Below are 21,612 nucleotides of genomic sequence, written 5' to 3' on the forward strand. Positions count from 1 at the left end.
TAGGGCGGATGGAAAAGTGGGCTGATTTGTCATTGTTGGTCCACATTCATTGGATCAGCAATGAAACCAGAGCTTAGAAGCCCACAAAAACTGGCTCAGGCTGCAGTCGTACGCCAAAGGTCTGAAACACGCCTTCCTGAACTTTGTTCTTAAGTCTCAGTACATCACTGGCAGTCGCACCACCTCGGTTTACGATTGCCAGACTATGCTTGCGCGAGATGCCAACACGTCCGTCGGCATAGCCCTTCTGGAATCCAGATCGCTCGACCAGCCATGCTGCGGACATCTTTAGTGCGCCCGCGGGAGCCGGGAACGACGGAGGATTTTCGTCCCGGCAAATCGGAAGGGCAGCAATGCGTTCGTATTCAACCCGAGGAACTACAGGGTTTTTGAAGAATGAGCCTGCGCTCCGCGAATCGGAATCATCGGCTCTGATCAGCATTCCCTTTGTGGAACGAATGGATCGGACCGCGTCGCGAACTTCCTTCAGCGTCGGAGCAGAACGTTCTCCGAAATAGCGCTTCAGATCGGCATATTCCATTTTGGGACTGCCACCCGGCGTGAGAGCGAATGAAACTCGCGTGACGATATAGCGTCCCTTTTCGGAACTGTTGAATATGCTGGTCCGATATGCGAATCTGCAGTCGGCGGCCGCCATGTCGCGCAACTCGAGCGTGATCGTATCGAGCACGCGGACGGTTGTGATTGTGTCCTTTACCTCCTGCCCGTATGCGCCTACGTTCTGCACCGGAGTCCCTCCAACGGTTCCGGGGATTCCGCTCATGCACTCGATGCCGGCGCAGTTCTGCTCGACCGAGAAGGCTACGAAACTATCCCAATCTTCGCCCGCACCGGAGGTGAATATCTCTTGGCCATCTTTGGAACGTGTGGCTGTCCCTCCAACTGCGATCCTTAACACAACTCCAGGCCAGCCGCCATCCGCAACCACCAGGTTGCTCCCCCCACCAAGAACAAAGACCTCGAAAGAACGCTCGCGCGCAAACAACAGAGCATCGCGAATCTCGTCTTCAGTTCGCGCCTCGATAAAGAACCGTGCCGGCCCTCCCACCTGCAATGTCGTGTACGCCGCGAGAGGAACATTTTCCTGAATTTGCATTCAACCTTTCCTGAGGAGGCTTATGAAGGTCAGCACTGGCCGCGGTAGCGGATGAGTGTCACCTAGTCCGAATTCACCCATTCGCTACCGCGAACGGGTACTGACGCGTGATGCGACCTATTGAGATTACACTCAGGCCCGCTCACAAAAACCGAGACGCGACCGCGTCGGTCCTCTGGATCACGTCATGTAAAATCGAGCTAGCAGTTACGGGAGGGAATTTCAAAATGTATCCGGAGCTTATGGTCATGCCGATGCGTGAGGAGCTTACGCGTCTAGGCATCCAGGAAACCCGCACGGCGGAAGACGTGGATCAGGCGCTCAAGCAGCCGGGAACCACAATGGTGGTGGTGAACTCGATCTGCGGCTGTGCGGCCGGCAAAATGCGTCCAGCGGTTCGCGCGGCTCTGCAGAATGCGACTCGACCGGATCACACGATCACGGTATTCGCGGGTCAGGACCGCGATGCTACAGAACGAGCCCGCGAATATTTTCGCGGTTATCCGCCGTCATCTCCCTCGATCGGCCTGCTTCGCGACGGCGAGCTCGTCTACATGATGCAACGCTCGGATATCGAAACTAGCGATCCGCAGAAGATCGCCCTGAAGCTGGCGCAGGCATTCAATCAGTACTGCTCGAAATCCGCTGTGAGCTAGGCACGTATCGTGGGGGCCCGTCGCAACTGGGCTTCCACGAGCATATCCACCTGCCCAATTCCGCACACACTGAGCTTCCACCGGACATCTTTCTGCTCATATTCCTACCTGCGCCGTCCCTAAGTCTGTGCTGTTTCAGGTCATCTACTTGAGAGCGCTATGGCCCCTAAAATGCGCAAAACAAGTGGTAGATTGTTTAATTCTTTCGCTGTCCAGGAGGCGTTATGGCCAAAGTAGAGCGGATTCGCCAGGTGCTTTCCAGTCCTTTTGGAGTCGATGATCTAAAGACCCAGACCGAGCAGGGATGGCGGATCGTGGCCATAGAGTGGGAGCGGGAGATCCCCGAAATCGCCGCCGAAACGATCCCAACCACCACAGAAGAACCACCGTTTGGACTGCGAGTCTCCGAGGACACCAATCAGCTCGAAGTGAATCCCACCGAACGCGAGGCGCTATTCACGATGATGGAATTGACTGTCCAGGAAGGGCCCTACTCTCGGATCGCGGAAGAATTGAACCGGCGCGGCTTTCGCACTCGACATGGGCGCAGATGGAGTCCCATTTCGGTATTCCAGATGCTGCCTCGTCTGATTGAAGTGGGACCGAGAATCTTCTCCACGGACGAGTGGCAGGAGCGGCGTAGAAAGCTTAAAGCAGCAGGACAGTAAGAAATTTCGCGATTCGTGATTTCCCGTTAAGTGGTTTTGCGGTTTAGCAAATCGCGACATCTCAATCGGCGGCATCTAGCATGCCGCCGCAGGACCAGTACCAACCTTAGCGTCTCAGCCCTTCGGCTCCAGAACCTCTCGGAGTCTTCCATATCCTGAGCGGCTCACCGGCAGCCTGCTTCCATCACGAAGAATCGCCACGTGTGTGTCCTTGGCAAATGGTTCGATTTTTGTGACCCGTTCGAGATTGACGACATACGAGCGATGGATACGCAGGAAATGCTTAGGATCGAGCGACGACTCGAGGCTGGAGATAGTCTGCTGTTTCAGATGCTTCTTTCCTTCGCTGGCGAGCGCGATGTAGTCATCCTGTGCTTCCACAAAATCGAGTTTCGCGACGGGAATGATGTGCACGCGAGTTCCCTCTCGTACGACGATGCGCTCGGCGAACTCTCCAGCAGCGCGTGTTGCCGCTTTGAGTTCCGAAACGGGAGGAAGCTTTCCGCCGAGACGCTGTTTGGCTCGCGTGAGTGCCTGTTCGAAACGCTCGGCGCCGAATGGTTTGAGCAAGTAGTCCACCGCGTGCACTTCGAAGGCGCGCAAGGCGTGCTGGTCGTACGCTGTGGCAAAGACGATTGCCATGTCAGTACCGATCAGCTCGAGTACTTCAAAGCCATCGAGCTTTGGCATTTGGATATCCAGGAACAGCAGATCGGGCTTGAGTTCAGTAACAGCTTTCACCGCCTCGAATCCATTCGAGCATTCGGCGACGACTTCGATTTCCGCGTGCTCAGCAAGCAGTTCGCGGACGACTTGGCGCGCGAGATCTTCGTCATCGACGATGACAGCTCTAATCTTGGCTGCTGAATCGGTCATACAGCCACCGCCTGTCGCTCGGCGGGAAGCACGAGACCAACGTGAAACAGCTCGCCGTTCTTCTCTACGGCGATGCTGGCGTTCTTTCCGTAGCGTGTATCCAGACGACGGCGCACATTGGCGAGACCAACACCGCTTTTGCGCCGCGCTGGGGCTTCGGGATCAAAGGTATTCTCGACATTGATCGCCACTGCGGATGAATCTGAAGCATAACCGGCGTTGAGCCGAATCCAACCGCCTTCCGTCAGGTTGGCGATTCCGTGAGCCACTGCGTTTTCTACCAGGGGCTGCAGGATTAAAGGCGGCACCATACAGTTGAGTACCTGATCATCGATCGTCTCTTCCATTTTCAGGCGATTCCCAAAACGAATCTTCTCGACAGCGAGGAAGGAATGAATAAGCGAGAGTTCTTCCTGAAGCGGAATCAATTCTTTCTCACCGAGTCCCAAGGTCGCGCGCAGAAAATCTGCCAAAGCGATGCACATCTCCCGCGCCCGTTTTGGATCGCTGCTGGTAAGCGCGCTGATGGAGTGGAGGCTGTTAAAAAGGAAATGAGGATTGACCTGAGCCTTGAGCGCGCGGAGTTCCGCGTCGCGCGCGAGCACGTGCGCTTCCATGACACGCTGTTGGGCCTCACGAGATTTTTCCTGGGCCTGAAGGACATAGAAGAGAGCAACCGCGAGCAGATATTCGAGAATCCCGATGATCAGCAGGAGTTGAGTGATGTTGAGAACTTTGGCCTCAATGTCGCTGAAGCGCTGAGTGTGCGAGAGTGCCTTGGCGAAGCCCAATGCCGTGAGTACCCAGAACCCGCTTACTATGATCGCGGCCAGAAGATGAGGTCCAACCAGCCCAAGGAAACTCGTTCCTTCAATAGGAATGCCGCGGCATGAATACCATGCCGACAGACATACGAAAGCATAGAAGACCGAAAGGGGAAAGAAAAAAATACCGGCATCGAACCAGCTGACTCCGCTGTGATAAGTGATCAGGTAAAACAGCAGCTCGGTGACGATGAGCCATGCGAACAGGTACAGCGCAAGCCGGCGTGGATGTCCGAGGATCGGATGCATGGGTTACCAGCTCTTTACCTCGATGCCGCCAAACACCGCGGCGCCACGCACCACAACGGTCTTCACCGGACGATCGGGACGAGGAACATGCCGAGTCTTATCGACATATCCTCCGAAGATTCCCAGCCCCTCAACGGAGACCTTCCACCATTCCGGAACGATAATCTCGCCACCTCCGAAGATGGCGGTCGCATCGATGATGGTGCGGTCGCCTTCCATCTCGGCGCGAGAGAGATCGATCTTGAATCCTCCAAAGAACGCAACCAGACTGCCGCCTTCCACGATCGTGCCTTCGATGCGGCGCTCGATCCCTCCGAACACGGCAACAGAACTCAAAGGTCCGCCACCTCCGCCGGGATTCATCACTCGCGGAAACGAAAATGTGCGACGTCCTTCGCGAACCTCATTTGCTTGCCAGGCCAGCAGCACGCCGGCTGCGATCAGAAACAGCGGCCAGAGTTGTCCAAATCCGTATCGGATATATCCGAACTCGTGCAGGGTGATCAGGACGCCGAGTGAGATCAGAACTCCGCCCCAGATGCGTCCGCTGGGGGTGTTCGCGTCGATCAGGTGAATCAGACCGCCGACCGCGAACAGCATTGGCCATAGGCGCCACAGGATCGCAGCGTCCATGATGCCGAATCGATCGAGCAGCAGCACGGTGCCGATGCCGGCGATCACCAGGCCCGAGATCAGCGTTCCTGTCGCGGCTCGGTTACGCGCGTCCATTTCGTCGCCCCAGAATTGTCTCCATTGCTCCGGACTCATGGGCTACCGCCTCGCTCTCTGCGGGAGAATCAGCACGACAACGCCCCAGGAGATCAGCAGCAGCGGCCACCATGTTACGAGGTCTCCTGGAAGATTAAAGCTCATTTGCACGACATGCAGGCGCGCGAGCAGCGCCAGGGTGCCGATTATGGCAATGACGATTCCGATCACGGTGTCGCTGGGGTGAGAGTAAAGATGGCTGCGATTCATACCGATCTCCTCGCAAATAGTTCCGTTGTTCACGAGGCAAAGGTACGGCGGGGCGCATTTACAGTCGCGCCCTTTTCGGCAAACGGCGGCTGGCTACCGGCGAATGGCGGCACAGCTCGGCGGGATAAAATACGCAGAAAACCCAGAAAAGAACTTGCTAAATGAGACGGATCGTTTGCTCATGCTCTGTCCCATTAAGCCTTGATCATGCCGTTGCCCGGTTTTTCCCGCGTATAATTTTCGTGAGGTGATCCCATCGGTAATGACCCTCCCCACCAGTCTTGGCGAACTTCGAAAAAGTGAATTCAATGAGCAGCGGTTGAAGACTCGCCGTGTAAAGGATGAGCTGCGCGATAACCTCATCCAAAAGTTAAAAACTGGAGAGACGATTTTTTCCGGCATCGTTGGATACGACGACACCGTGGTGCCGCAGTTGATCAATGCCGTGCTGTCGCGGCACAACTTCATCCTTCTTGGACTGCGCGGACAAGCCAAGAGCCGCATGCTGCGCGCTCTGACTGGCCTCCTCGATCCGTATCTGCCGTACGTAATGGATTGCGAGATTCACGACAATCCCTACGAGCCTCTCTGTCGCCGGTGCAACAACTTAATCGCAGAAAAAGGCGAGGCCACGCCGATTGCATACCTCACTCCGGCGCAGCGATACGTCGAAAAACTCGCGACTCCAGACGTCACCGTGGCCGATCTGATCGGGGACATCGATCCGATCAAAGCCGCGCGCGGAGGTCTGGATCTGGCGAGCGAACTCACGGTCCACTATGGACTGCTGCCACGAGCGAATCGCGGCATCTTCGCCATCAACGAACTTCCAGATCTGGCGGGGAAAATCCAGGTCGCGCTCTTCAATATCATGCAAGAGGGCGATGTACAGATTAAAGGCTATCCAGTGCGATTGAATTTGGACGTGGCACTGGTGTTTAGCGCGAATCCAGAGGACTACACCGCTCGCGGAAAGATCGTTACGCCACTGAAAGATCGCATAGGGTCGGAGATTCGCACGCACTACGCTGGAACGGTCGATGAAGGCGTTGCTATCACCCAGCAGGAAGCCTGGACCGAACGCCACGGGCATCCGCTGTATGTCCCGCAGTACATTCGCGAAATTGTGGAACAGATCGCCTTCGCCGCCAGGGAAGATAAGCGCGTCGATAAGCGCTCCGGCGTGAGTCAGCGCCTGCCGATCTCAACCATGGAAAACGTCATCTCGAATGCCGAGCGCCGCGCATTGCGGAACGCCGAGAGCACGGTTGTTCCTCGCGTGAGTGACATCTATGGCGCGATGCCTGCCATCACCGGCAAGCTCGAACTCGAATACGAAGGCGAACTGCGCGGGGCCGACACGGTCGTTCGCGATCTCATCCGCCTCGCTGTTGCACGCACCTTCGACACGTACTTCAAAGACGGCAACATGCAGCAGATCATTCAATGGTTCGATCTGGGCGGGCAGCTCAAATTCAGCGACACCGCGCCTTCGGCTGAACTGATGGACGGCCTCAAGCACATCCAGGGTCTCTCGGAAAAACTCAGTGCAGTCGGCGTCAAGGCGAAGGATAAAGCCGAGATCGTGGTCTCAGGCGCAGAGTTCCTGCTCGAAGGACTCTACGCACACAAACGCATCGGCCGCAGCGAGGAGCGAATCTTCATGGCGCCCGATAAGCAGCGCCACGCGGAGAAAGCTCCAAGTCGCGAGGAAGTCCCGGTTCGGAACCGGCGGCCGTACAACTAATCTGGCGTGGCACTCAGAACTCATGCAGGCTAAGCCACAGCTCAAAACGTTATCGGATTACATTTCAGCAACGGAATTCCCATATCCGGAACGCCTTTTCCACTTGTTCGTCGGAGGATCGGAACTCCACGGCGCCAAGCTCGGCGGTACCGACGACCAAGATATTTACGGTTTGTTTCTGGAACCGATGGAACGGTCGATCGGCATAGACGCTCCCTACGAGCATTTTGTCTGGAGCACGGCCGGGAATGATCGCCGTAATACTGCCGATGATGTCGACGTCACGCTGTACACGTTGCGTAAATGGGCAAAACTCGCAGCCAAAGGAAATCCCACGTGTTTGCATTTCCTCTTCGCAAGGAATGAATCGGAAACTCCACTTCGCCCGTTGTGGGAAACGATCCATGCCAACCGTGCGAAATTTCTGGCGCGGACGCACATCCAGCAATTCATCGGATTCGTAGACGCACAACTCGGAAGACTCACTGGCGAACGGGGTCGTGGAAAGAAAGGCCAACGTCCCGAACTGGAATCAAAGTTCGGCTATGACACGAAAGCCGGTATGCACTCAATCCGGTTGTTATACGAAGCCATCGAGCTGATGCGTACGGGTAATATCAGTTTTCCCAGGCCCGAAAAGGAACTGCTCATCAGAATCCGCCAGGGTGCGTGGTCGTTGGACAAGCTAATTTCAGAAGCAACATTGCTCATCAGCCAGGCCAAGAGTGAAGCGACAAATTCGCCTTTGCCGGAAACAGTGGACGGAGCATTCCTGTCGAAACTAGTCAGCGATATCTACCTTCAGGTGTGGACGGGTAAAATGCAGTAATAGCTGCCCAGAGGTGTCCCACGAAGTTCATCAAGTACTCGAAGTACGTTCCCGACCCTGCCTCTGAGATGAGCATGGAGGACCTGCTGAGTGCGCTCTCAGACTATCTGCTGCAGAGTGGTTTTCAGGATTCCTGGTACTCCTATGAATTCAACGACGGCGAGCAGACGCTCGACGAACTCCGGCAAGCGATCCAGCAGGCGCTCGAAGCCGGCGAGTTGCTTGACGAGAACATGCGCGAGCGCCTCGAACAGATGCGAGCCGACGGTCAGTTCGATGAACTTATCGAGAAGCTGATCGAGCGCATGGAGCAGGAAGACTACATCAGCATCGACCAGCCCTTCGACCGATCGCGACAATCCAGCGTTCCCGGACAAAGCGGCGAGCAGCAGCAAACGCAAGTGAAGTTCGAGGTCACCGACAAAGGGCTCGACTTCCTCGGCTATCGCACCCTGCGCGATCTTCTCGGATCGCTCGGAAAATCGAGTTTCGGACGCCATGACACTCGCGACATGGCAACCGGTATCGAGTCCAGCGGCGCGTCGCGAGCTTACGAGTTCGGGGACACGCTGAACCTCGACATCACGGCCACGCTCTCAAATGCCATTCAGCGCGACGGCCTCAAAGTTCCCATTCAGCTTGAGTACTCAGATCTTCAGGTACATCAGTGCGAATACCAGTCTTCGTGCGCCACCGTGCTCATGCTCGATTGCTCGCATTCGATGATCCTGTACGGAGAAGATCGCTTCACGCCCGCGAAAAAGGTCGCAATGGCCCTTTCGCAGCTCATCCGTACGCAGTACCCCGGCGATTCCCTTTCTCTCGTGCTCTTCCACGATTCAGCCGAGGAGCTGCCGCTATCGCAACTTGCGCGCGTGAAAGTTGGGCCGTATTACACCAACACGCGCGAAGGATTGCGAATGGCGCAGCGCATCCTCGATCGCCAACGCAAGGACATGAAGCAGATCATCATGATCACCGACGGTAAGCCTTCGGCGCTCACCCTCGAAGACGGACGCATCTACAAAAACGCCTTCGGACTCGACCCTCTCGTCGTCAGTCAGACGCTCGAAGAGGTTTCACGCTGCAAGCGTGCCGGCGTAATGATCAACACCTTCATGCTCGCCTCAGATTTCGGGCTGATCCAGTTCGTTCAGAAAGTGACAGAGATGTGCCGCGGAAAGGCGTATTTCACCACTCCGCACACGCTCGGTCAGTACTTGCTAATGGACTACATGTCGCGGAAGACCCGCACGATTCACTAACGAAACTGCCAATTTGATTATCCGACTCTGGTAAAGCACCTGATCGCACTGGTCACAGCGGTCGTGGTACTAAGCCGCTCCTAAACAGCAGCAAAGCTGGCGCTGCGTACCGTCCAGCTAATCGTGCCCTCTGGTGCGCCCCAGATACACTCTGTAATTTGTACTGACAAATCAGCGCAGCTGGGGAATGCCTTGTCCGTAATTCTTGAAGTTAAACGCCTTGTCCGATCCGCAGGCGCGAAGGTTATCGTGAACGACGTGAGCTTCGACGTTTATACGGGCGAATTGCTTACGATTGTAGGGCCCAGCGGGGCTGGCAAATCCTCTTTGCTGCGACTGCTGAATCGACTCGATGAGCCAACCAGCGGGAGCGTTCTGTTGGGCGGGAAAGACTATCGTGAGATCCCCACACGCGAGCTGCGCCGGCAAGTCGGCATGGTGATGCAACGACCTTTTGTATTTCCCGGCACGGTCGCAGAAAACTTGCGCTTTGGGCCGCGGCAGCAAGGGAAAAATCTTCCCGACTCGGAAATCGAGCGACTATTGAGCGCGGTCGGACTCACCGGCTTTGCCAGGGAGCAGGTCACGCACCTCTCTGGCGGCGAAGCCCAGCGCGTTTGTTTCGCCCGCGCGCTGGCCAACCAGCCCACAATTCTGCTGCTCGATGAGCCCACGTCGTCGCTCGACGAAGCTGCGAAATTCGAAGCTGAAGCTGTCATTCGAACAATTGCCAAACAGGGTGTGACATCGGTTCTGGTGACGCACGACTTGGCTCAGGCGCGTCGACTGGCCACTCGCGTCGCACGACTTGAGGCAGGCAAGCTGATTCAAATTGGTCCAGTCTCTGAGGTGCTGAATGCTGAAACATCTCTTTCCTAACGAACTCGCGCTCGGTCTCGCTCAGGCTGGGGTGAGCGGTTTGCTCGCGATTATTCTCGCGCTGGTTGCGCGGCGTCGTCATATTCACGTGGAATGGGAAACGGCTATAGCGCTCATTCGGGGCTTGGCGCAGATCGTTGCGGTTGGCTTTGTTTTGGTTCTGATGCTCAAGGGCCCGCAATGGACGAGCGCATTCATGCTTTCAGCGATGGTCCTCGCCGCTGGAGCGACGTCCGCTCGACGTACAAAGACGATTTCCGGGAGTTTTGCCGTTTCATTCTGGTCCATTTTGCTGGGATCAGGATCGGTCATCGCCGTGATGACGTGGGCGGGCGTGATCGATGGCGCAATCACCTCGATCGTCCCAATCGGCAGCATGATCATTGCCAATGCGATGAATACCAATGCGCTCGCGCTCGAACGCTTTCGTTCCGAAGTAGAGTCGCATATCGGCGAAATCGAATCCGCGCTCGCACTGGGCGCAGCGCCGGAATTGAGCGTTTCAGTCGAAGTGGAGAGATCCTTTTCGGCAAGCTTAATTCCCGCGCTAAACAATCTGCGCTCCTTGGGCCTGGTTTGGATTCCGGGCTTGATGGCAGGAATGGTGCTGTCTGGGTCGTCGCCCTTGTATGCGGCAATCTATCAGTTCGTGGTGATTGCCATGATCTTCGGTTCTTCGGGATTAACTGCGCTGATCGGCACAAGCTTGATCCGGAAGAGGATTTTTACTCCTGCCGAGCAGTTGGCATTGGTCCGGTGATCGGAAGGCGCGAACGCAGAGGTCACGAAGAAGCATATTCGCCGATCTCTCCTGTTGAACTTCGTGACCTCATCTTCGCCGTTTTTCCCTCAAGATTGCAGAATTTCCCTGGCTGCGCGGTATCCGCTAGCGATGGCCCCGTGAACTGTTCCATGATGTCCTTGAAAGTTCGTCGCTTCTCCGGCGAAGAAGAGGGTTTCCTTCAGCGGCATGGCTAATTCTAGTTGCACTCCACTTCCACCCGAGGCAACGTAGCTGTAGGCGCCGCGCGAGTGCGGATCGGTTTGCCAATTATGTGTATACGCGGTAACGAGCTCGGTGCGGCAGCGATCCAGAGAAATGTGCAGTACACGCGCCAGCGATTGAATCGCGCGCTCGCAGATCTCCTGATCTTTCAATTGCGATAAACGCTCAGCCGAATCAGCAGGTGACCAGGCGGTAAGCACGGGCTGCTCGATAGGATACAAAGTCCACCACGTGGGGAAATCTTCGTCGCCTGAGAAAAGAAACGTCATTCTCTGCAACGTTCGGCCATCGGCGTGCAGCTCAGTCCAAAAACGGGAGCGGAACACGAGGACGACGCGGATGATGTGGCCGACGCGCAGGCGCGAGAGGGCTGGGAGCTTCGCCGTGAGCGGCGGATCGAAGTTGATGGCGCTGCATCCGTCGTCGGGATTGAGTATTCCGAGAGGGACGGTGAGCAATAATTTGTGAGCAGTAAGCCTATGCTCCGCAGCGGTTGAACTGTTGGCTTCCACAGTTACGCAGCCCGGTTTCCACGCAACGGATTTCACCGCAGTATCCAGTTGAATACGCGAGTGCTGATTGTCGAGCTTGTCGTTGAGAGCAGTGACGAGGCAGTCATAGCCTTGGGGGAGGCGGAACTGGCTATCCCCCTCGATCTCTTCTTCAGCTTCAATGCCTTCGATCAGCGACTGGACGCTGATTTCTTCCGGATGCGCCGCATGGAATCCACGGACGTAGTTGCAGGCGGCCCGTTTATCTTCCTCGGTAATTTGAGGATCGCGCAGCGAGCGGACAAACGCGTCAAACGATTGCTGCCGCAATCCCTCTGTCTTCATTCTTTCGAGGACCTTCTCGATGCGCGACCAGAAGTCGCACGGTCCTAAGCCCGCTTCGTTGGAGCAAAATGGCTCGCCTTGGATTCGCGAGATCTTCAAATTGGCGTCATTGATCAGTTCGAAGGTTTCAGGAGGACGTCCATGCACGAACTCAGCGCCAAGCTCTATCGCCACCTTCAGACCAGCAGGATGGATGGTCGCAATGCGGCCGCCGATGTGATCGCGAGCTTCGAGCACCAGCACGCGAACTCCCGCGCGAGACAGCATTCCGGCGGCTGCAAGCCCCGCTGCCCCTGCGCCGATGATGAGAACGTCGGGATTAAACGGAGACGTCATCGTGTACTTGGATGATAGATTGAAGTCCTTAGCTCAAGAAGGTATGTCAGTAATGAAGCTGCTCATCATCGGATCCACTGGCGGCACCGGCCGTGAGCTGGTGAAACAAGCGCTCGAACAAGGACATCAGGTGACCGCGTTTGCGCGTACGCCTTCCAAATTGGGAATCTCGCATCATAGCCTGCGCGTCGCGCAGGGAGACGTTACCAATTATGGCTCGATCGAGGCCGCTGTTTCCGGGCAGGATGCGGTCTTGTGCGCGCTGGGCACGAAAGTCATCCGCAAAAATACGATTCAATCCGATGGCACGCGCAACATCGTTCAAGCTATGCAGACGCAGGGCGTGAAGCGACTGGTGGTGGAAACGTCACTCGACGTGGGCGACAGCCGCGGGCAACTTGGCTTCTTCTTCGCGCACGTGATTCGCGCGACCTTATTGCGGAATATCTTCGAAGATAAGGAACTGCAGGAACGCATTGTGCGCGAAAGCGGGCTGGACTGGATCATCGCGCGTCCCGCCATGCTCACCGATGGTCCACGCACAGGCAGGTACCGTGCGGGATTCTCGGCATCCGACAAAATCGCGCGCAAGGTTTCACGCGCCGATGTCGCTGACTTTATGTTGAGGCAAACAACGAGCAATGAATTTCTGCGACAGACACCCGGCCTCTCGTACTGAGTGAGCTTAATTAATCCCATTCGTCAGGGTCGAGCAGATCTGACGGCTTGCCCTGAGCAACGATCTTGCCCTGATCCATCATCAGAACGCGTTCGCCGAGTGCGAGCGCTTCTCGCACTGAATGAGTCACGTACAGAATCGGCACTCTATGTTCATCATTCCACGCCCGCAGATCATCAACGATTTTCATACGCGTGGGTCGATCCAGTGCGCCAAGGGGTTCGTCGAGGAGAAGCGCCTGTGGATCCGTTACCAGCGAGCGCGCCAGAGCGACTCGCTGTCTTTCACCGCCCGAGAGATCTACCGGTCTGCGAGAGCTGAGATGGTCGATCCCGAATCGGGAAAGCATTTCATGGCATCGAGCTTTCACTGTTGCATTGGCTACAGGTGAAACGCCAAAGCTAACGTTCTGCAGCACCGTCATGTGGGGGAACAACGCCAACTCCTGAAATACATAAGCGATCTTCCGGTTCTGAGGACTAAGTTCGATTCCTGAGTTTGAATTCAATAGCCTTCTGCCGTTCAGGGAAACTTTGCCCTCATCCGGCGTTCTGATTCCGGCGATGCAATTGAGTACCGAAGTTTTGCCCGCTCCGGAGTGGCCGAAGAGCACGGTGAATCCCGGAGCAGCGTCGAAGGTGCAATCGAGTTGGAAGGCCGGAGAGAGCCGTAGCCGGATTTGCACATGAAGAATGTTCAAGCGTTCCGCGCACCCGACCACCAGATGGAAGTTCTTCGATTGAGAGCGTAGACGAAAGTCAGAGTCGCAAAAGAGAAGACTAGCAACAGCGCAGACGTTCGCGCTGCAAGCGCATAATCGAGCGCCTGGACCTCATCGTAGATCGCGATTGAGATGGTCTGCGTCACGCCCGGGATGTTGCCGCCGACCATCAACACCACGCCGAATTCTCCAATCGTGTGAGCGAAGCTAAGGACCGCGCCAGTGATTACTCCGGCTTTCGCGATCGGAAGAATGATGGTACGAAAAACCCGCGCACGCGATGCGCCGAGAACCGCGGCAGCATCCAGAAGCTTGCGGTCCACTGACTCGAAAGCATTGACCATCGGCTGAACCGCGAATGGGAAGCTGTAGAGTACCGAGGCAATGACCAATCCGGGAAATGAAAATGCCAGCCGAGCGGAAAAGATCGATTCCGCGATGCGCCCGAATGGACTTCTTGGCCCTAAAGCGAGCAGCATGTAATAACCGAGAACGGTCGGCGGCAGCACGAGCGGTAGTGCCACGACGGCTTCGATCAGAAACTTCCATCGTCGTCGCGAGAATGCAATCCAGTATGCGACCGGGACTCCAACCACCAGCAGAATGAGGCAGACGATTGCAGCCAGTCGTAGACTCAACCAAATTGCCGGCCAGTTCATCGTTCCGTTTCCCCTACAGCAAATCCGTATTGTCGAAGGAGGGACGTGATTTCGCTGCTCTTCACGAATTGAAGAAACCTGCGTGAGAGATTCTTATGCCGTGAGCCCTTAACGATGGCTGCCGCCTGTTCCAAGGGCGGGTAGAAATTTTGTGGAACGACGAAGTATCTGCCTTCGCCCTTCATCTCGGGAGCAAGGACCAGTGACAGAGCAACAATTCCAACATCTGCATTTCCCGACTCCACAAACTGCGCTGTTTGCGCGATGTTCTCACCTAACACGAGTTTGGAAGACACACTGTCCCACAAACCGGCGCTTCTGAGCGCAGCTTCGGCGGCGCGTCCATAAGGCGCGTGCGCAGGATTTGCGATCGCCACTTTTCTTACTGCATCAGTGCCCAGGACCAAAAGGCCTTTGCTCACATCAACCGTCGAACCCTCCGAGGCCCACAATGCGATCTTGCCGGTCGCGTACCGGTCAAGCGATCCAGGCTCGATCAATCCCGCAGCTTGCAATTTTGTGGGATAGTCCACGTCGGCAGAGAAGAAGACATCGTAGGGAGCGCCGTTTTCAATCTGTGCGAAGAAGTTTCCCGATGAGCCGAATGAAAGCTTCACTCTGCTTCCAGATTGGTGTTCAAATCGTACCGCGATGTCCGTCATAACCGGCTGCAGATCGGCTGCGGCAGCAACCGTGAGGGTCTCCTGGGCAAATATCTGCGAGGAACCGGCCAGAAGGGCCACGCAAAGGACTAGAGCTCTCATCAGCAAAACAAAGGAAATAGACGATTCGATGCGGTACTAATGGAATAGTTTATACGATTTAGGCGGGATGTGGATTCTCAGTCTGGAACGACAATCATTACTTCTGTCGATTTGATCAGAGCGGCAGCCACCATGCCTTTCGCGAGCCGCATTTCGCGAGCCGCGTCAGCGGTGATAATAGACGTGATTTTCTGGTCCCCGATGCCAAGCGTGACCTGTGCGAGCAACCCTTCCAGCTTCACATCCATGATGCGGCCGATAAGCTGGTTGCGCCCGCTGATGCGGCGAAAGCTCTGGCGGCGCTTTGGAATGGCGCCATGCTTGCGAACTGACGCAAGATATTTGTCCAATTCCGATTCGGGAACACGATGGTGTCCGCCTGCGGTAAGCACGGTCTTCAGCTTGCCGCGATAGATCCACTGCTTGATCGCGGGATAACTGATCCCGAGCACTTGCGCGGCATCGCGCGGCGTATAGAGCTTCATTGAGTAGCTCCTAAGCTGCTAAGCTCCTGAGCTTCTGACCGGGACAGCGCGAGCCGTGCAGCAAACACTTGAAACAACAAAGTTCTCATCAGCAAAGCTGAGAAGCTTAGCAGCTCAGGAGCTTAGCAGCTAAATATGACAATGGCTTAGACCGCGCTTGGCCAGATATTTCTGGTGATAGTCCTCGGCGCGGTAGAAGGTTGAGGCAGGCGTAATTTCAGTGACGATGGGGCGCTTGAACTTGCCCGCTCTCTGCATCTTCTCTTTTGAGGCGCGTGCCTGCCGCTCCTGCTCCGGCGAGTGGAAGAAAATTGCTGAACGATACTGCGTCCCGATATCTGGGCCTTGGCGATTCAGCGTTGTGGGATCGTGCGCCGACCAGAATACGTCCAGCAATCTTTCGTAGCTCACCTTGGATGGATCAAATGTGACCTGTACGACTTCGGCGTGTCCGGTTTCATCGGTGCACACGTCTTTGTAGGTGGGATTCGCCGTGTGGCCGCCAAGATAGCCGACTGTGGTCTCGGCGACTCCCGGGACCTGCCGGAAGCTTTCTTCGACTCCCCAAAAGCATCCGGCAGCAAATGTTGCTTTCTCCATAATGACCTCTCCGTTCATTTTAGAACGGAGCTACCGGATCAGCGGTCCTTCAGCCGAAATACGAACTTTAATCCTGACCAGACATCGTCCACCGCACAAACCTTCACATCTACCAGGCCTGCCTTGAGTCCCAGCTCACGCACTATGTTTTCGTCGAGATCAGTCTTGACGCCGGACGTTTTCTTGGGCCAGGAGATCCAGGCAATGCCATCGGGCTTCAGCGCGCTTTTCAGTTTGGGAAAATTGCGCGCCAAATCATTGCGGCTGGTCGTGAACAGATGTAGGAAATCAAGATTTGTGCCGAGCTTTGCGACGAGCTGGAACTCTCCCGCCTTTTGCAATTCCGGTTCGTAGCCGTCCGGATTGCCGGAAAACCAGACTCTGTCGCCCGCTTGGATCCCAAGCTTCTTATACAAAGGTGTACCGGAATATCCAGCCGTCTTCATCGGTGCTCTCCGGAACGTGCGTTCGCTATACTGCAATTTTCAGGCTCTTAGCGCAAGCACAGATTCCATATGACGCTCATCATCCGTTCGTCAGACATTCACGCCGCTGGCTGCTACACGACATCGCCGATTCGCAAAGGTTCACTCGTGGTGGAATACACCGGCCCACGTATCTCGCCGGAGAAGGCCGACGACATCTACGATGGCCGTTCCACAACCTACCTCTTCGGGCTCCGCAACGGTAAACAGGTCATCGACGGCCACGGGACCGCGATGTTCATCAATCATTCCTGCGATCCCAACTGCGAGACCGATGAGATCGGCGGCCGCGTTTGGATTATCGCGCTTCGCGACATCAAAGCCGGCGAGGAACTCACCTACGACTACAAACTGTATGACGGAGCAGAAGACGATCCCGCGCCATGCTCCTGCGGATCGGCAAGATGCCGTGGCACCATGTACTCCGAAGAGGAGATTGCGCGGCAGAATAGGCTGAAAGCTACCGGCAAGTCAGCTAGTTGGAGAGCCTCGGTTTAGAAATGCGGGCTGTCAACTGCTGTGATTTTTCAGGGCATCCAATCAATTGATTCACTAAGGAGGGAAGCCCGTGAACAGATTGATGGCGATGCTCTTCTCTGTTGCGCTACTCGGATCATTGGGTGCGGCACAGACTCCGGGAGGCGGAAATGGAAGTGGGCAGGGATCTTCGGGTGCCAGCCAGAATTCCTCATCAACCAACGATCTCACCGCGAGCGGCGGTGGTGCCCTCAAAGCAACCGGTTCGAGCGGTGGCTCCCATTCGAGTGCTAACAGTACGAAATCTAGTAGTGCGGGCAAGAAGCGCCACACAAAACATCGAAAGAGCGCCTCCAGCAGTTCGAAGTCAACGGGAGCGACGGCAGCTGGCACGGCGAAACCGAAATAGTTGAAACAGGGTCCGCAAAGTCCCCGCGGGCACCTTCTTACTTCGGCTGCAAGGTAAGCCGGTGCTCGGCGGCGGCATTCACTGCCGCTTCCGTAAATGGGAACTGAAAGCTGGAGTCGTTGTACCAGGCGGAGAACTGATCCTTGTAATGGGGACTAAGCAGATGCCCTGACTGACCGATGACGATGTTCAGCGTCGAATGATCAAAGTTCGCGAAGTCGACAGTCAGACGTTCGGAAGGGCCAAAATCGCTTCCCACTTGTTTCACCGTGCTGCCACTGCCCGACTGCCAATGTGATCCTGTGCCGCTGAAGTATTTCAGAATGGGAATCGCTCCAAAGATTGGATGCTGAACCTCGACCGGAAACTGCTTACCCCAGTACCAGCGTCGCAGATCTTTTGGCGCGCGATGTGAATCGACAGCCTTCTGCACCGCCGCCACGAGCACATCATCGAATGAGCTGTACCCCTGTGGCAGCCATCGCGGAAAATGGTGCGTAACGATATTTTCCAACGCGGGCCCAGAGAGTCCCCAGTCGTAGTCGATGTAATCATCTCCCAATTTGGGAACGAGAAGCAGCCGCATCAGGTTGCGCCGGCTCCAGTAGGCGATGGACGCGGCTGCGCTGTTTTTATCCATGCGTCCGTCCCATCCGCGCATGATCTCCCCGGCCTGATGCACGCGAGGGGAGACGTTCTTGCTGTGGTCGATCGCATAAACGAAGCGGTCACAGAAGAAGCGCTCCAGCTCCGATGTAACGTCGGTCTGGATGAAAAGCATGTCTGCGGCGCTGAACTCGTCAGCACCCCTGAGCAGGTGAAGGATGCGCGCCGTGCGATAGGGCGCCCACCAAATATTGGCCAACAAATGTCGATATCCATCCGGCGTGATGCGGCCGTTGGCGGTTGCGAGAATTCCCGAAGGTGGATCGTAAACACTCGGAAGCTGATCGAAGGGGACGTAGCCGATCCAGTCGTGTGCGGCATCCGCACCGGATTGCGGCAGCAGACCATCTCCAGATGCCCGAATCGGAATTTTGCCGGTCGCCTGATAACCGATATGTCCATTGACGTCGGCGTAGACGGCGTTCTGCGCCGGCGAGGCAAACTTCGATAATGCAGCACGAAATTCCTGCCAATTACGCGCCGAGTTCACTTCCAGGAATGGACTCGTGATGATGGCGGGATCGTAAATGGTCCACTGCAGAGCGAGTTGCCGGGTCTCCCCCTTGAGTATCGGCGTAATGATCGGACCGTGCCGAGTGACGATCACGTCAAAGACATCGTCAGCGTGACCTTTAACGTGAATAACCTCGTGCACCTTCTGCGCCGTCTGCCAGCCCTGGGGAGTGGCGACATTGCCGCCGTTGTCGAATTGCTCGATAAAAAGATCCTGCACATCCGGACCAAGATTGGTGAATCCCCAGGCAATGCGTCGGTTATGGCCGGAAATTACGAAGGGCAAACCCGGCAACGTGACTCCAGCTACATCGAAGTCCTGGCCATCGCCCTTGGTGAGATGAGCTTCGTACCAGAGATCGGGAATGGAGTGTGCAAGATGCATGTCGTTCGAGAGCAGAGGCCGTCCGCTGATGGTGTGCTCTCCCGACACGACCCAATCATTCGAACCCGGCACGCACTCCTCGCATATTGATGGCTGAAATAGAGCGAGCACCGAAGAAGTCTGCGTCGGAACGCGATCTTCTTCCTCCCCGTCGCTAGAATCGTTCTTCGGCGCAGTTTGCTCTTCAAGCGACCGCTTTGCCTGCTGCGCGGGAGGAAGATCGCGCCATGAAGTCGAGGGATACAGATCGGCAATCTCTTGCGCATTCAAGTGGCGGATCACAGCCTCGCGCTTGAGCTCCAGCGGATACTGGGTGTTGAGCATCTGGCTCATATTTGCGCCCAGCAGCATGGAATCGGTTACCGTCCAGGGAGCGGGCGAGTAGCGCAGCAGACGAAACTCGAGCGGCAGCCGACCTCGCGTGCGCTCGACAAACGCATTCACGCCCTTCGCATAGACCTCGAGATAGTGCCGCTGCTGCGGATCAAGCGCGTCGGCGGCTCGCTGACATGACTCGCGAAACTGCAGGTAACGCTGCTGCCGATCGTGCTTCACCAACGCCGGACCGAAGATCTCGGCGAGATCCCCGGCGGCATAACGGCGGGTGACATCCATTTGCCACAGTCGGTCCTGCGCCGTAACAAATCCCTGAGCATAAAACAGGTCATCGAGAGAGGCTGCGCGAATGTGCGGCACACCAAGTTTGTCGCGAATAACTGTGACCGGACCGGAAAGCCCATTCAGGACGATGCTGCCGTCCAACTGTGGCAGCTCGTGTCGAGCAATCGAGTAAACGTATCCGGCGACAGCGCCAACGGCAAGAATAATGAGGGTCAATGCCGCCGCAATCCAACGCAGAACTAGCTTCCGGTTGCTGGTACGAGGAGGTGCGAGGGTCGCAGTGGCCATGCATCTCTGATTCTACCGAACCTGTGTTTCACCACGGAGACACGGAGACCTACGCCATGTCATTCCGAACCGCGTGCTCTTCGCGGTGAGGAATCCCTACGGATTGCGATGGAGTCGAAGCAAGACGAGTATCTTTCGCCAAGATATTCGGGGATCTCTAGTCGCCCTGTGCAGAATTCGGTCGGTAGGGATTCCTGACGCCAAACACCAGCGGCTCGGAATGACATGGCGACACACCCTGCGTGGTGAAAACCCCAGTGTTATGCTAAAAACGCCCTGAAATGCTGCAAAAACGCATCGATGATCCGATCTCGATCTCGCAGGAATGGCTGCGCGAGGCGCAGTATCGCTTTCAGCAGCATCTCAAACGCGTCGGCCTGAAATGGACCGAGCAGCGCGACACCATCCTCCTCACCTTTCTTGAAACTCACGAGCACCTCTCCATCGAGCAGCTTCATCAGCTCGTACGCAAGCGCGATCCGCGAATCGGCGTGACCACCGTCTATCGCACGCTCAAGCTGCTCGCCGAGTGCGGACTCGCGAGCGAAGTTGCCTTTCACGACGGCGTTGCGCGTTACGAGCATCAGCACAACCGCCGCAGCCATCACCACATGGTTTGCACATCGTGCGGAGGATCAGTCGAGTTCTTTTCTCCTGAAGTCGATCGCCTGGAAAAAGAGATCGGGCGCAAGCACCACTACGAAACTACGCGCCACACCTTCCAGATCTACGGCATGTGCGAGGATTGCCGGAAAAGTGGCAGACGCGTAGTTTAGTTCGTCGGCTTCAACGTGATGGAGGACTCGACATGACTGGGTTGGCCGGTCCAGTCGTAGATGTAGCCCAGCGTGACAACATCACCTTCCAGGCCGTCCCGGAAAGCGAAGACAGAAGCATGAGGCCCGAAGCTCGCATGAGCCAGGGCCTGCGCCGCCTTCAGCGTGTAGAAGGCGCGAATCGCCGACATTGTCCAACGTCTGTGTTCGGGAAAATGCACGTAACCGTTCGCATCAGTGAGCTGATCCTCTTCGTGTGAGGTGTCCTCGACCGAATAGTTTTGGAAGTTCAGCCGAACCGTTACATTTTGCAGAGGCTTTCCCGACACATCGCAGACTTTCACCTTCCAATCTGGTGATGCCAGATAGCGTTGAGGAATGAGGCACGCGAGAAGCACGACGGCGCACGTTTTGCCCAACTTCCGCATCTGGATGAATCTGCATCTTACAACGCTGCTTGAATCCCCCTTACCTCGCATGGCAAGATGATTAGCTTTGCTCCATCGGCCCGGACGAGTACGGTTCCGGTGGATAGGGCAGCCTAAGGGACAAACCACAGGAGCTGAATTGAGGGTCCGGGTCTTTTTCCACGACAAGTGTTTTGACGGCACTGCTTCTGCGGCCCTCTTCTCGCGCTTCTACGCCGAGCGCATACGCGACAATGTCCAATTCGAGTACTGCGGACTCCTGCATCGCGCCGGCTCATTGTTCAACGAAGCGGACTTCACCGGCGACGAGAACGCCATCGTCGACTTCAAGTACTCGCCGTCGCCAAAGATCACCTGGTGGTTCGACCATCACCAGAGCGCCTTCCTCAC

Annotated in this window: 25 protein-coding genes; 11 read left to right on the forward strand and 14 right to left on the reverse strand. The window is 56.1% G+C overall.

Annotated features, from left to right (window positions below; genetic code table 11):
* Positions 1-73: 73 nt before the first annotated feature.
* Positions 74-1,117 carry a UDP-N-acetylmuramate dehydrogenase gene (locus VFU50_14155; protein ID HEU5234003.1) on the reverse strand — a complete coding sequence of 348 codons (1,044 nt, stop codon included), beginning with the start codon at positions 1,115-1,117 and terminating at the stop codon, positions 74-76.
* 227 nt (positions 1,118-1,344) lie between these two features.
* Here VFU50_14155 and VFU50_14160 point away from each other — a divergent pair, with 227 nt between their 5' ends.
* A complete protein-coding gene (locus tag VFU50_14160) occupies positions 1,345-1,773 on the forward strand; it encodes a BrxA/BrxB family bacilliredoxin (protein HEU5234004.1) in 429 nt (142 codons plus the stop codon).
* A 224-nt stretch (positions 1,774-1,997) separates the two neighbouring features.
* Complete coding sequence (locus VFU50_14165; protein HEU5234005.1) at positions 1,998-2,441, forward strand: recombinase family protein; 444 nt, start codon at positions 1,998-2,000, stop codon at positions 2,439-2,441.
* A gap of 114 nt (positions 2,442-2,555) precedes the next feature.
* On the opposite strand, the gene VFU50_14170 is transcribed toward VFU50_14165, so the two are convergent.
* Genes VFU50_14170 through VFU50_14185 form a run of 4 tightly spaced genes read right to left on the reverse strand, consistent with a single transcriptional unit; the run spans position 2,556 to position 5,368 of the window.
* Complete coding sequence (locus tag VFU50_14170; GenBank protein HEU5234006.1) at positions 2,556-3,317, reverse strand: response regulator; 762 nt, start codon at positions 3,315-3,317, stop codon at positions 2,556-2,558.
* The gene (locus tag VFU50_14175; protein HEU5234007.1) at positions 3,314-4,390 is read right to left on the reverse strand and encodes a histidine kinase; all 1,077 of its coding nucleotides are present in this window, start codon (positions 4,388-4,390) and stop codon (positions 3,314-3,316) included. Before VFU50_14175 ends, VFU50_14170 begins: the two co-directional genes overlap by 4 nt.
* Before the next feature lie 3 nt (positions 4,391-4,393).
* The gene (locus VFU50_14180) at positions 4,394-5,158 is read right to left on the reverse strand and encodes a DUF5668 domain-containing protein (protein HEU5234008.1); all 765 of its coding nucleotides are present in this window, start codon (positions 5,156-5,158) and stop codon (positions 4,394-4,396) included.
* 3 nt (positions 5,159-5,161) lie between these two features.
* Positions 5,162-5,368, reverse strand: a complete 207-nt coding sequence (locus VFU50_14185) for a DUF5668 domain-containing protein (protein HEU5234009.1) — start codon at positions 5,366-5,368, stop codon at positions 5,162-5,164.
* 262 nt (positions 5,369-5,630) lie between these two features.
* Between VFU50_14185 and VFU50_14190 the strand changes: the two genes are divergently transcribed.
* The 5 genes from VFU50_14190 (at position 5,631) to VFU50_14210 (ending at position 10,848) form a co-directional block, all read left to right on the forward strand.
* Positions 5,631-7,115: a magnesium chelatase gene (locus VFU50_14190; GenBank protein ID HEU5234010.1), complete on the forward strand. Its 1,485-nt coding sequence runs from the start codon at positions 5,631-5,633 to the stop codon at positions 7,113-7,115.
* A gap of 22 nt (positions 7,116-7,137) precedes the next feature.
* A complete protein-coding gene (locus tag VFU50_14195) occupies positions 7,138-7,944 on the forward strand; it encodes a nucleotidyltransferase domain-containing protein (protein HEU5234011.1) in 807 nt (268 codons plus the stop codon).
* A gap of 74 nt (positions 7,945-8,018) precedes the next feature.
* Positions 8,019-9,209: a VWA domain-containing protein gene (locus VFU50_14200; protein ID HEU5234012.1), complete on the forward strand. Its 1,191-nt coding sequence runs from the start codon at positions 8,019-8,021 to the stop codon at positions 9,207-9,209.
* Positions 9,210-9,458: 249 nt separating this feature from the next.
* Entirely contained in the window at positions 9,459-10,088 is a 630-nt protein-coding gene (locus VFU50_14205; protein HEU5234013.1) for an ATP-binding cassette domain-containing protein, read from the forward strand.
* A complete protein-coding gene (locus VFU50_14210) occupies positions 10,066-10,848 on the forward strand; it encodes an ABC transporter permease (protein HEU5234014.1) in 783 nt (260 codons plus the stop codon). The genes VFU50_14205 and VFU50_14210 overlap by 23 nt, the downstream gene beginning before the upstream one ends.
* A gap of 89 nt (positions 10,849-10,937) precedes the next feature.
* Here VFU50_14210 and VFU50_14215 read toward each other — a convergent pair whose 3' ends face one another.
* A complete protein-coding gene (locus VFU50_14215) occupies positions 10,938-12,266 on the reverse strand; it encodes an NAD(P)/FAD-dependent oxidoreductase (protein HEU5234015.1) in 1,329 nt (442 codons plus the stop codon).
* Positions 12,267-12,309: 43 nt separating this feature from the next.
* Here VFU50_14215 and VFU50_14220 point away from each other — a divergent pair, with 43 nt between their 5' ends.
* Complete coding sequence (locus tag VFU50_14220; GenBank protein ID HEU5234016.1) at positions 12,310-12,945, forward strand: SDR family oxidoreductase; 636 nt, start codon at positions 12,310-12,312, stop codon at positions 12,943-12,945.
* 10 nt (positions 12,946-12,955) lie between these two features.
* Here the strand turns inward: VFU50_14220 and VFU50_14225 are convergent, their stop codons facing one another.
* From VFU50_14225 to VFU50_14250, 6 genes are all read right to left on the reverse strand, one after another.
* Positions 12,956-13,645 carry an ATP-binding cassette domain-containing protein gene (locus VFU50_14225; protein ID HEU5234017.1) on the reverse strand — a complete coding sequence of 230 codons (690 nt, stop codon included), beginning with the start codon at positions 13,643-13,645 and terminating at the stop codon, positions 12,956-12,958.
* Positions 13,642-14,325: a molybdate ABC transporter permease subunit gene (modB, locus tag VFU50_14230; protein HEU5234018.1), complete on the reverse strand. Its 684-nt coding sequence runs from the start codon at positions 14,323-14,325 to the stop codon at positions 13,642-13,644. The genes VFU50_14225 and modB overlap by 4 nt, the downstream gene beginning before the upstream one ends.
* On the reverse strand, positions 14,322-15,089 hold the full coding sequence (gene modA, locus VFU50_14235; protein HEU5234019.1) for a molybdate ABC transporter substrate-binding protein: 768 nt from the start codon (positions 15,087-15,089) through the stop codon (positions 14,322-14,324). Before modA ends, modB begins: the two co-directional genes overlap by 4 nt.
* Before the next feature lie 77 nt (positions 15,090-15,166).
* Positions 15,167-15,574, reverse strand: a complete 408-nt coding sequence (locus VFU50_14240) for a helix-turn-helix transcriptional regulator (protein ID HEU5234020.1) — start codon at positions 15,572-15,574, stop codon at positions 15,167-15,169.
* 129 nt (positions 15,575-15,703) lie between these two features.
* Entirely contained in the window at positions 15,704-16,174 is a 471-nt protein-coding gene (gene msrA, locus VFU50_14245; GenBank protein ID HEU5234021.1) for a peptide-methionine (S)-S-oxide reductase MsrA, read from the reverse strand.
* A 38-nt stretch (positions 16,175-16,212) separates the two neighbouring features.
* Positions 16,213-16,620 carry a DUF3052 domain-containing protein gene (locus tag VFU50_14250; GenBank protein ID HEU5234022.1) on the reverse strand — a complete coding sequence of 136 codons (408 nt, stop codon included), beginning with the start codon at positions 16,618-16,620 and terminating at the stop codon, positions 16,213-16,215.
* A 69-nt stretch (positions 16,621-16,689) separates the two neighbouring features.
* Between VFU50_14250 and VFU50_14255 the strand changes: the two genes are divergently transcribed.
* Positions 16,690-17,157, forward strand: a complete 468-nt coding sequence (locus VFU50_14255) for an SET domain-containing protein-lysine N-methyltransferase (protein HEU5234023.1) — start codon at positions 16,690-16,692, stop codon at positions 17,155-17,157.
* Between the two features lie 425 nt (positions 17,158-17,582).
* On the opposite strand, the gene VFU50_14260 is transcribed toward VFU50_14255, so the two are convergent.
* Positions 17,583-20,018, reverse strand: coding sequence for a penicillin acylase family protein (locus tag VFU50_14260; GenBank protein ID HEU5234024.1), 2,436 nt, complete (start codon positions 20,016-20,018; stop codon positions 17,583-17,585).
* Between the two features lie 281 nt (positions 20,019-20,299).
* On the opposite strand from VFU50_14260, the gene VFU50_14265 reads away from it, so the two are divergent.
* Positions 20,300-20,794, forward strand: coding sequence for a Fur family transcriptional regulator (locus tag VFU50_14265; protein HEU5234025.1), 495 nt, complete (start codon positions 20,300-20,302; stop codon positions 20,792-20,794).
* Here VFU50_14265 and VFU50_14270 read toward each other — a convergent pair.
* Positions 20,791-21,222 (reverse strand): hypothetical protein, encoded by a 432-nt coding sequence (locus VFU50_14270; GenBank protein HEU5234026.1) that lies wholly within the window; start codon positions 21,220-21,222, stop codon positions 20,791-20,793. The genes VFU50_14265 and VFU50_14270 overlap by 4 nt on opposite strands.
* A 139-nt stretch (positions 21,223-21,361) precedes the next feature.
* On the opposite strand from VFU50_14270, the gene VFU50_14275 reads away from it, so the two are divergent.
* Positions 21,362-21,612: phosphoesterase (locus VFU50_14275; protein HEU5234027.1), on the forward strand; the 251-nt coding region annotated here is incomplete at its 3' end.

The sequence above is a fragment of the Terriglobales bacterium genome (genome assembly GCA_035764005.1).
Classification (GTDB): domain Bacteria; phylum Acidobacteriota; class Terriglobia; order Terriglobales; family Acidobacteriaceae; genus Gp1-AA112.

Excerpts from the sequence above, each read along its gene's own strand:
- VFU50_14270 (HEU5234026.1), bottom strand. The coding sequence starts at position 21,222 with ATGCGGAAGTTGGGCAAAACGTGCGCCGTCGTGCTTCTCGCGTGCCTC.
- VFU50_14180 (HEU5234008.1), bottom strand. The coding sequence starts at position 5,158 with ATGAGTCCGGAGCAATGGAGACAATTCTGGGGCGACGAAATGGACGCG.
- VFU50_14200 (HEU5234012.1), top strand. The coding sequence starts at position 8,019 with ATGGAGGACCTGCTGAGTGCGCTCTCAGACTATCTGCTGCAGAGTGGT.
- VFU50_14260 (HEU5234024.1), bottom strand. The coding sequence starts at position 20,018 with ATGGCCACTGCGACCCTCGCACCTCCTCGTACCAGCAACCGGAAGCTA.
- VFU50_14185 (HEU5234009.1), bottom strand. The coding sequence starts at position 5,368 with ATGAATCGCAGCCATCTTTACTCTCACCCCAGCGACACCGTGATCGGA.
- VFU50_14155 (HEU5234003.1), bottom strand. The coding sequence starts at position 1,117 with ATGCAAATTCAGGAAAATGTTCCTCTCGCGGCGTACACGACATTGCAG.
- VFU50_14175 (HEU5234007.1), bottom strand. The coding sequence starts at position 4,390 with ATGCATCCGATCCTCGGACATCCACGCCGGCTTGCGCTGTACCTGTTC.
- VFU50_14195 (HEU5234011.1), top strand. The coding sequence starts at position 7,138 with ATGCAGGCTAAGCCACAGCTCAAAACGTTATCGGATTACATTTCAGCA.
- VFU50_14160 (HEU5234004.1), top strand. The coding sequence starts at position 1,345 with ATGTATCCGGAGCTTATGGTCATGCCGATGCGTGAGGAGCTTACGCGT.
- VFU50_14255 (HEU5234023.1), top strand. The coding sequence starts at position 16,690 with ATGACGCTCATCATCCGTTCGTCAGACATTCACGCCGCTGGCTGCTAC.
- VFU50_14170 (HEU5234006.1), bottom strand. The coding sequence starts at position 3,317 with ATGACCGATTCAGCAGCCAAGATTAGAGCTGTCATCGTCGATGACGAA.
- VFU50_14165 (HEU5234005.1), top strand. The coding sequence starts at position 1,998 with ATGGCCAAAGTAGAGCGGATTCGCCAGGTGCTTTCCAGTCCTTTTGGA.
- modB (HEU5234018.1), bottom strand. The coding sequence starts at position 14,325 with ATGAACTGGCCGGCAATTTGGTTGAGTCTACGACTGGCTGCAATCGTC.
- VFU50_14240 (HEU5234020.1), bottom strand. The coding sequence starts at position 15,574 with ATGAAGCTCTATACGCCGCGCGATGCCGCGCAAGTGCTCGGGATCAGT.
- VFU50_14190 (HEU5234010.1), top strand. The coding sequence starts at position 5,631 with ATGACCCTCCCCACCAGTCTTGGCGAACTTCGAAAAAGTGAATTCAAT.
- VFU50_14250 (HEU5234022.1), bottom strand. The coding sequence starts at position 16,620 with ATGAAGACGGCTGGATATTCCGGTACACCTTTGTATAAGAAGCTTGGG.
- msrA (HEU5234021.1), bottom strand. The coding sequence starts at position 16,174 with ATGGAGAAAGCAACATTTGCTGCCGGATGCTTTTGGGGAGTCGAAGAA.
- modA (HEU5234019.1), bottom strand. The coding sequence starts at position 15,089 with ATGAGAGCTCTAGTCCTTTGCGTGGCCCTTCTGGCCGGTTCCTCGCAG.
- VFU50_14265 (HEU5234025.1), top strand. The coding sequence starts at position 20,300 with ATGCTGCAAAAACGCATCGATGATCCGATCTCGATCTCGCAGGAATGG.
- VFU50_14215 (HEU5234015.1), bottom strand. The coding sequence starts at position 12,266 with ATGACGTCTCCGTTTAATCCCGACGTTCTCATCATCGGCGCAGGGGCA.
- VFU50_14210 (HEU5234014.1), top strand. The coding sequence starts at position 10,066 with ATGCTGAAACATCTCTTTCCTAACGAACTCGCGCTCGGTCTCGCTCAG.
- VFU50_14220 (HEU5234016.1), top strand. The coding sequence starts at position 12,310 with ATGTCAGTAATGAAGCTGCTCATCATCGGATCCACTGGCGGCACCGGC.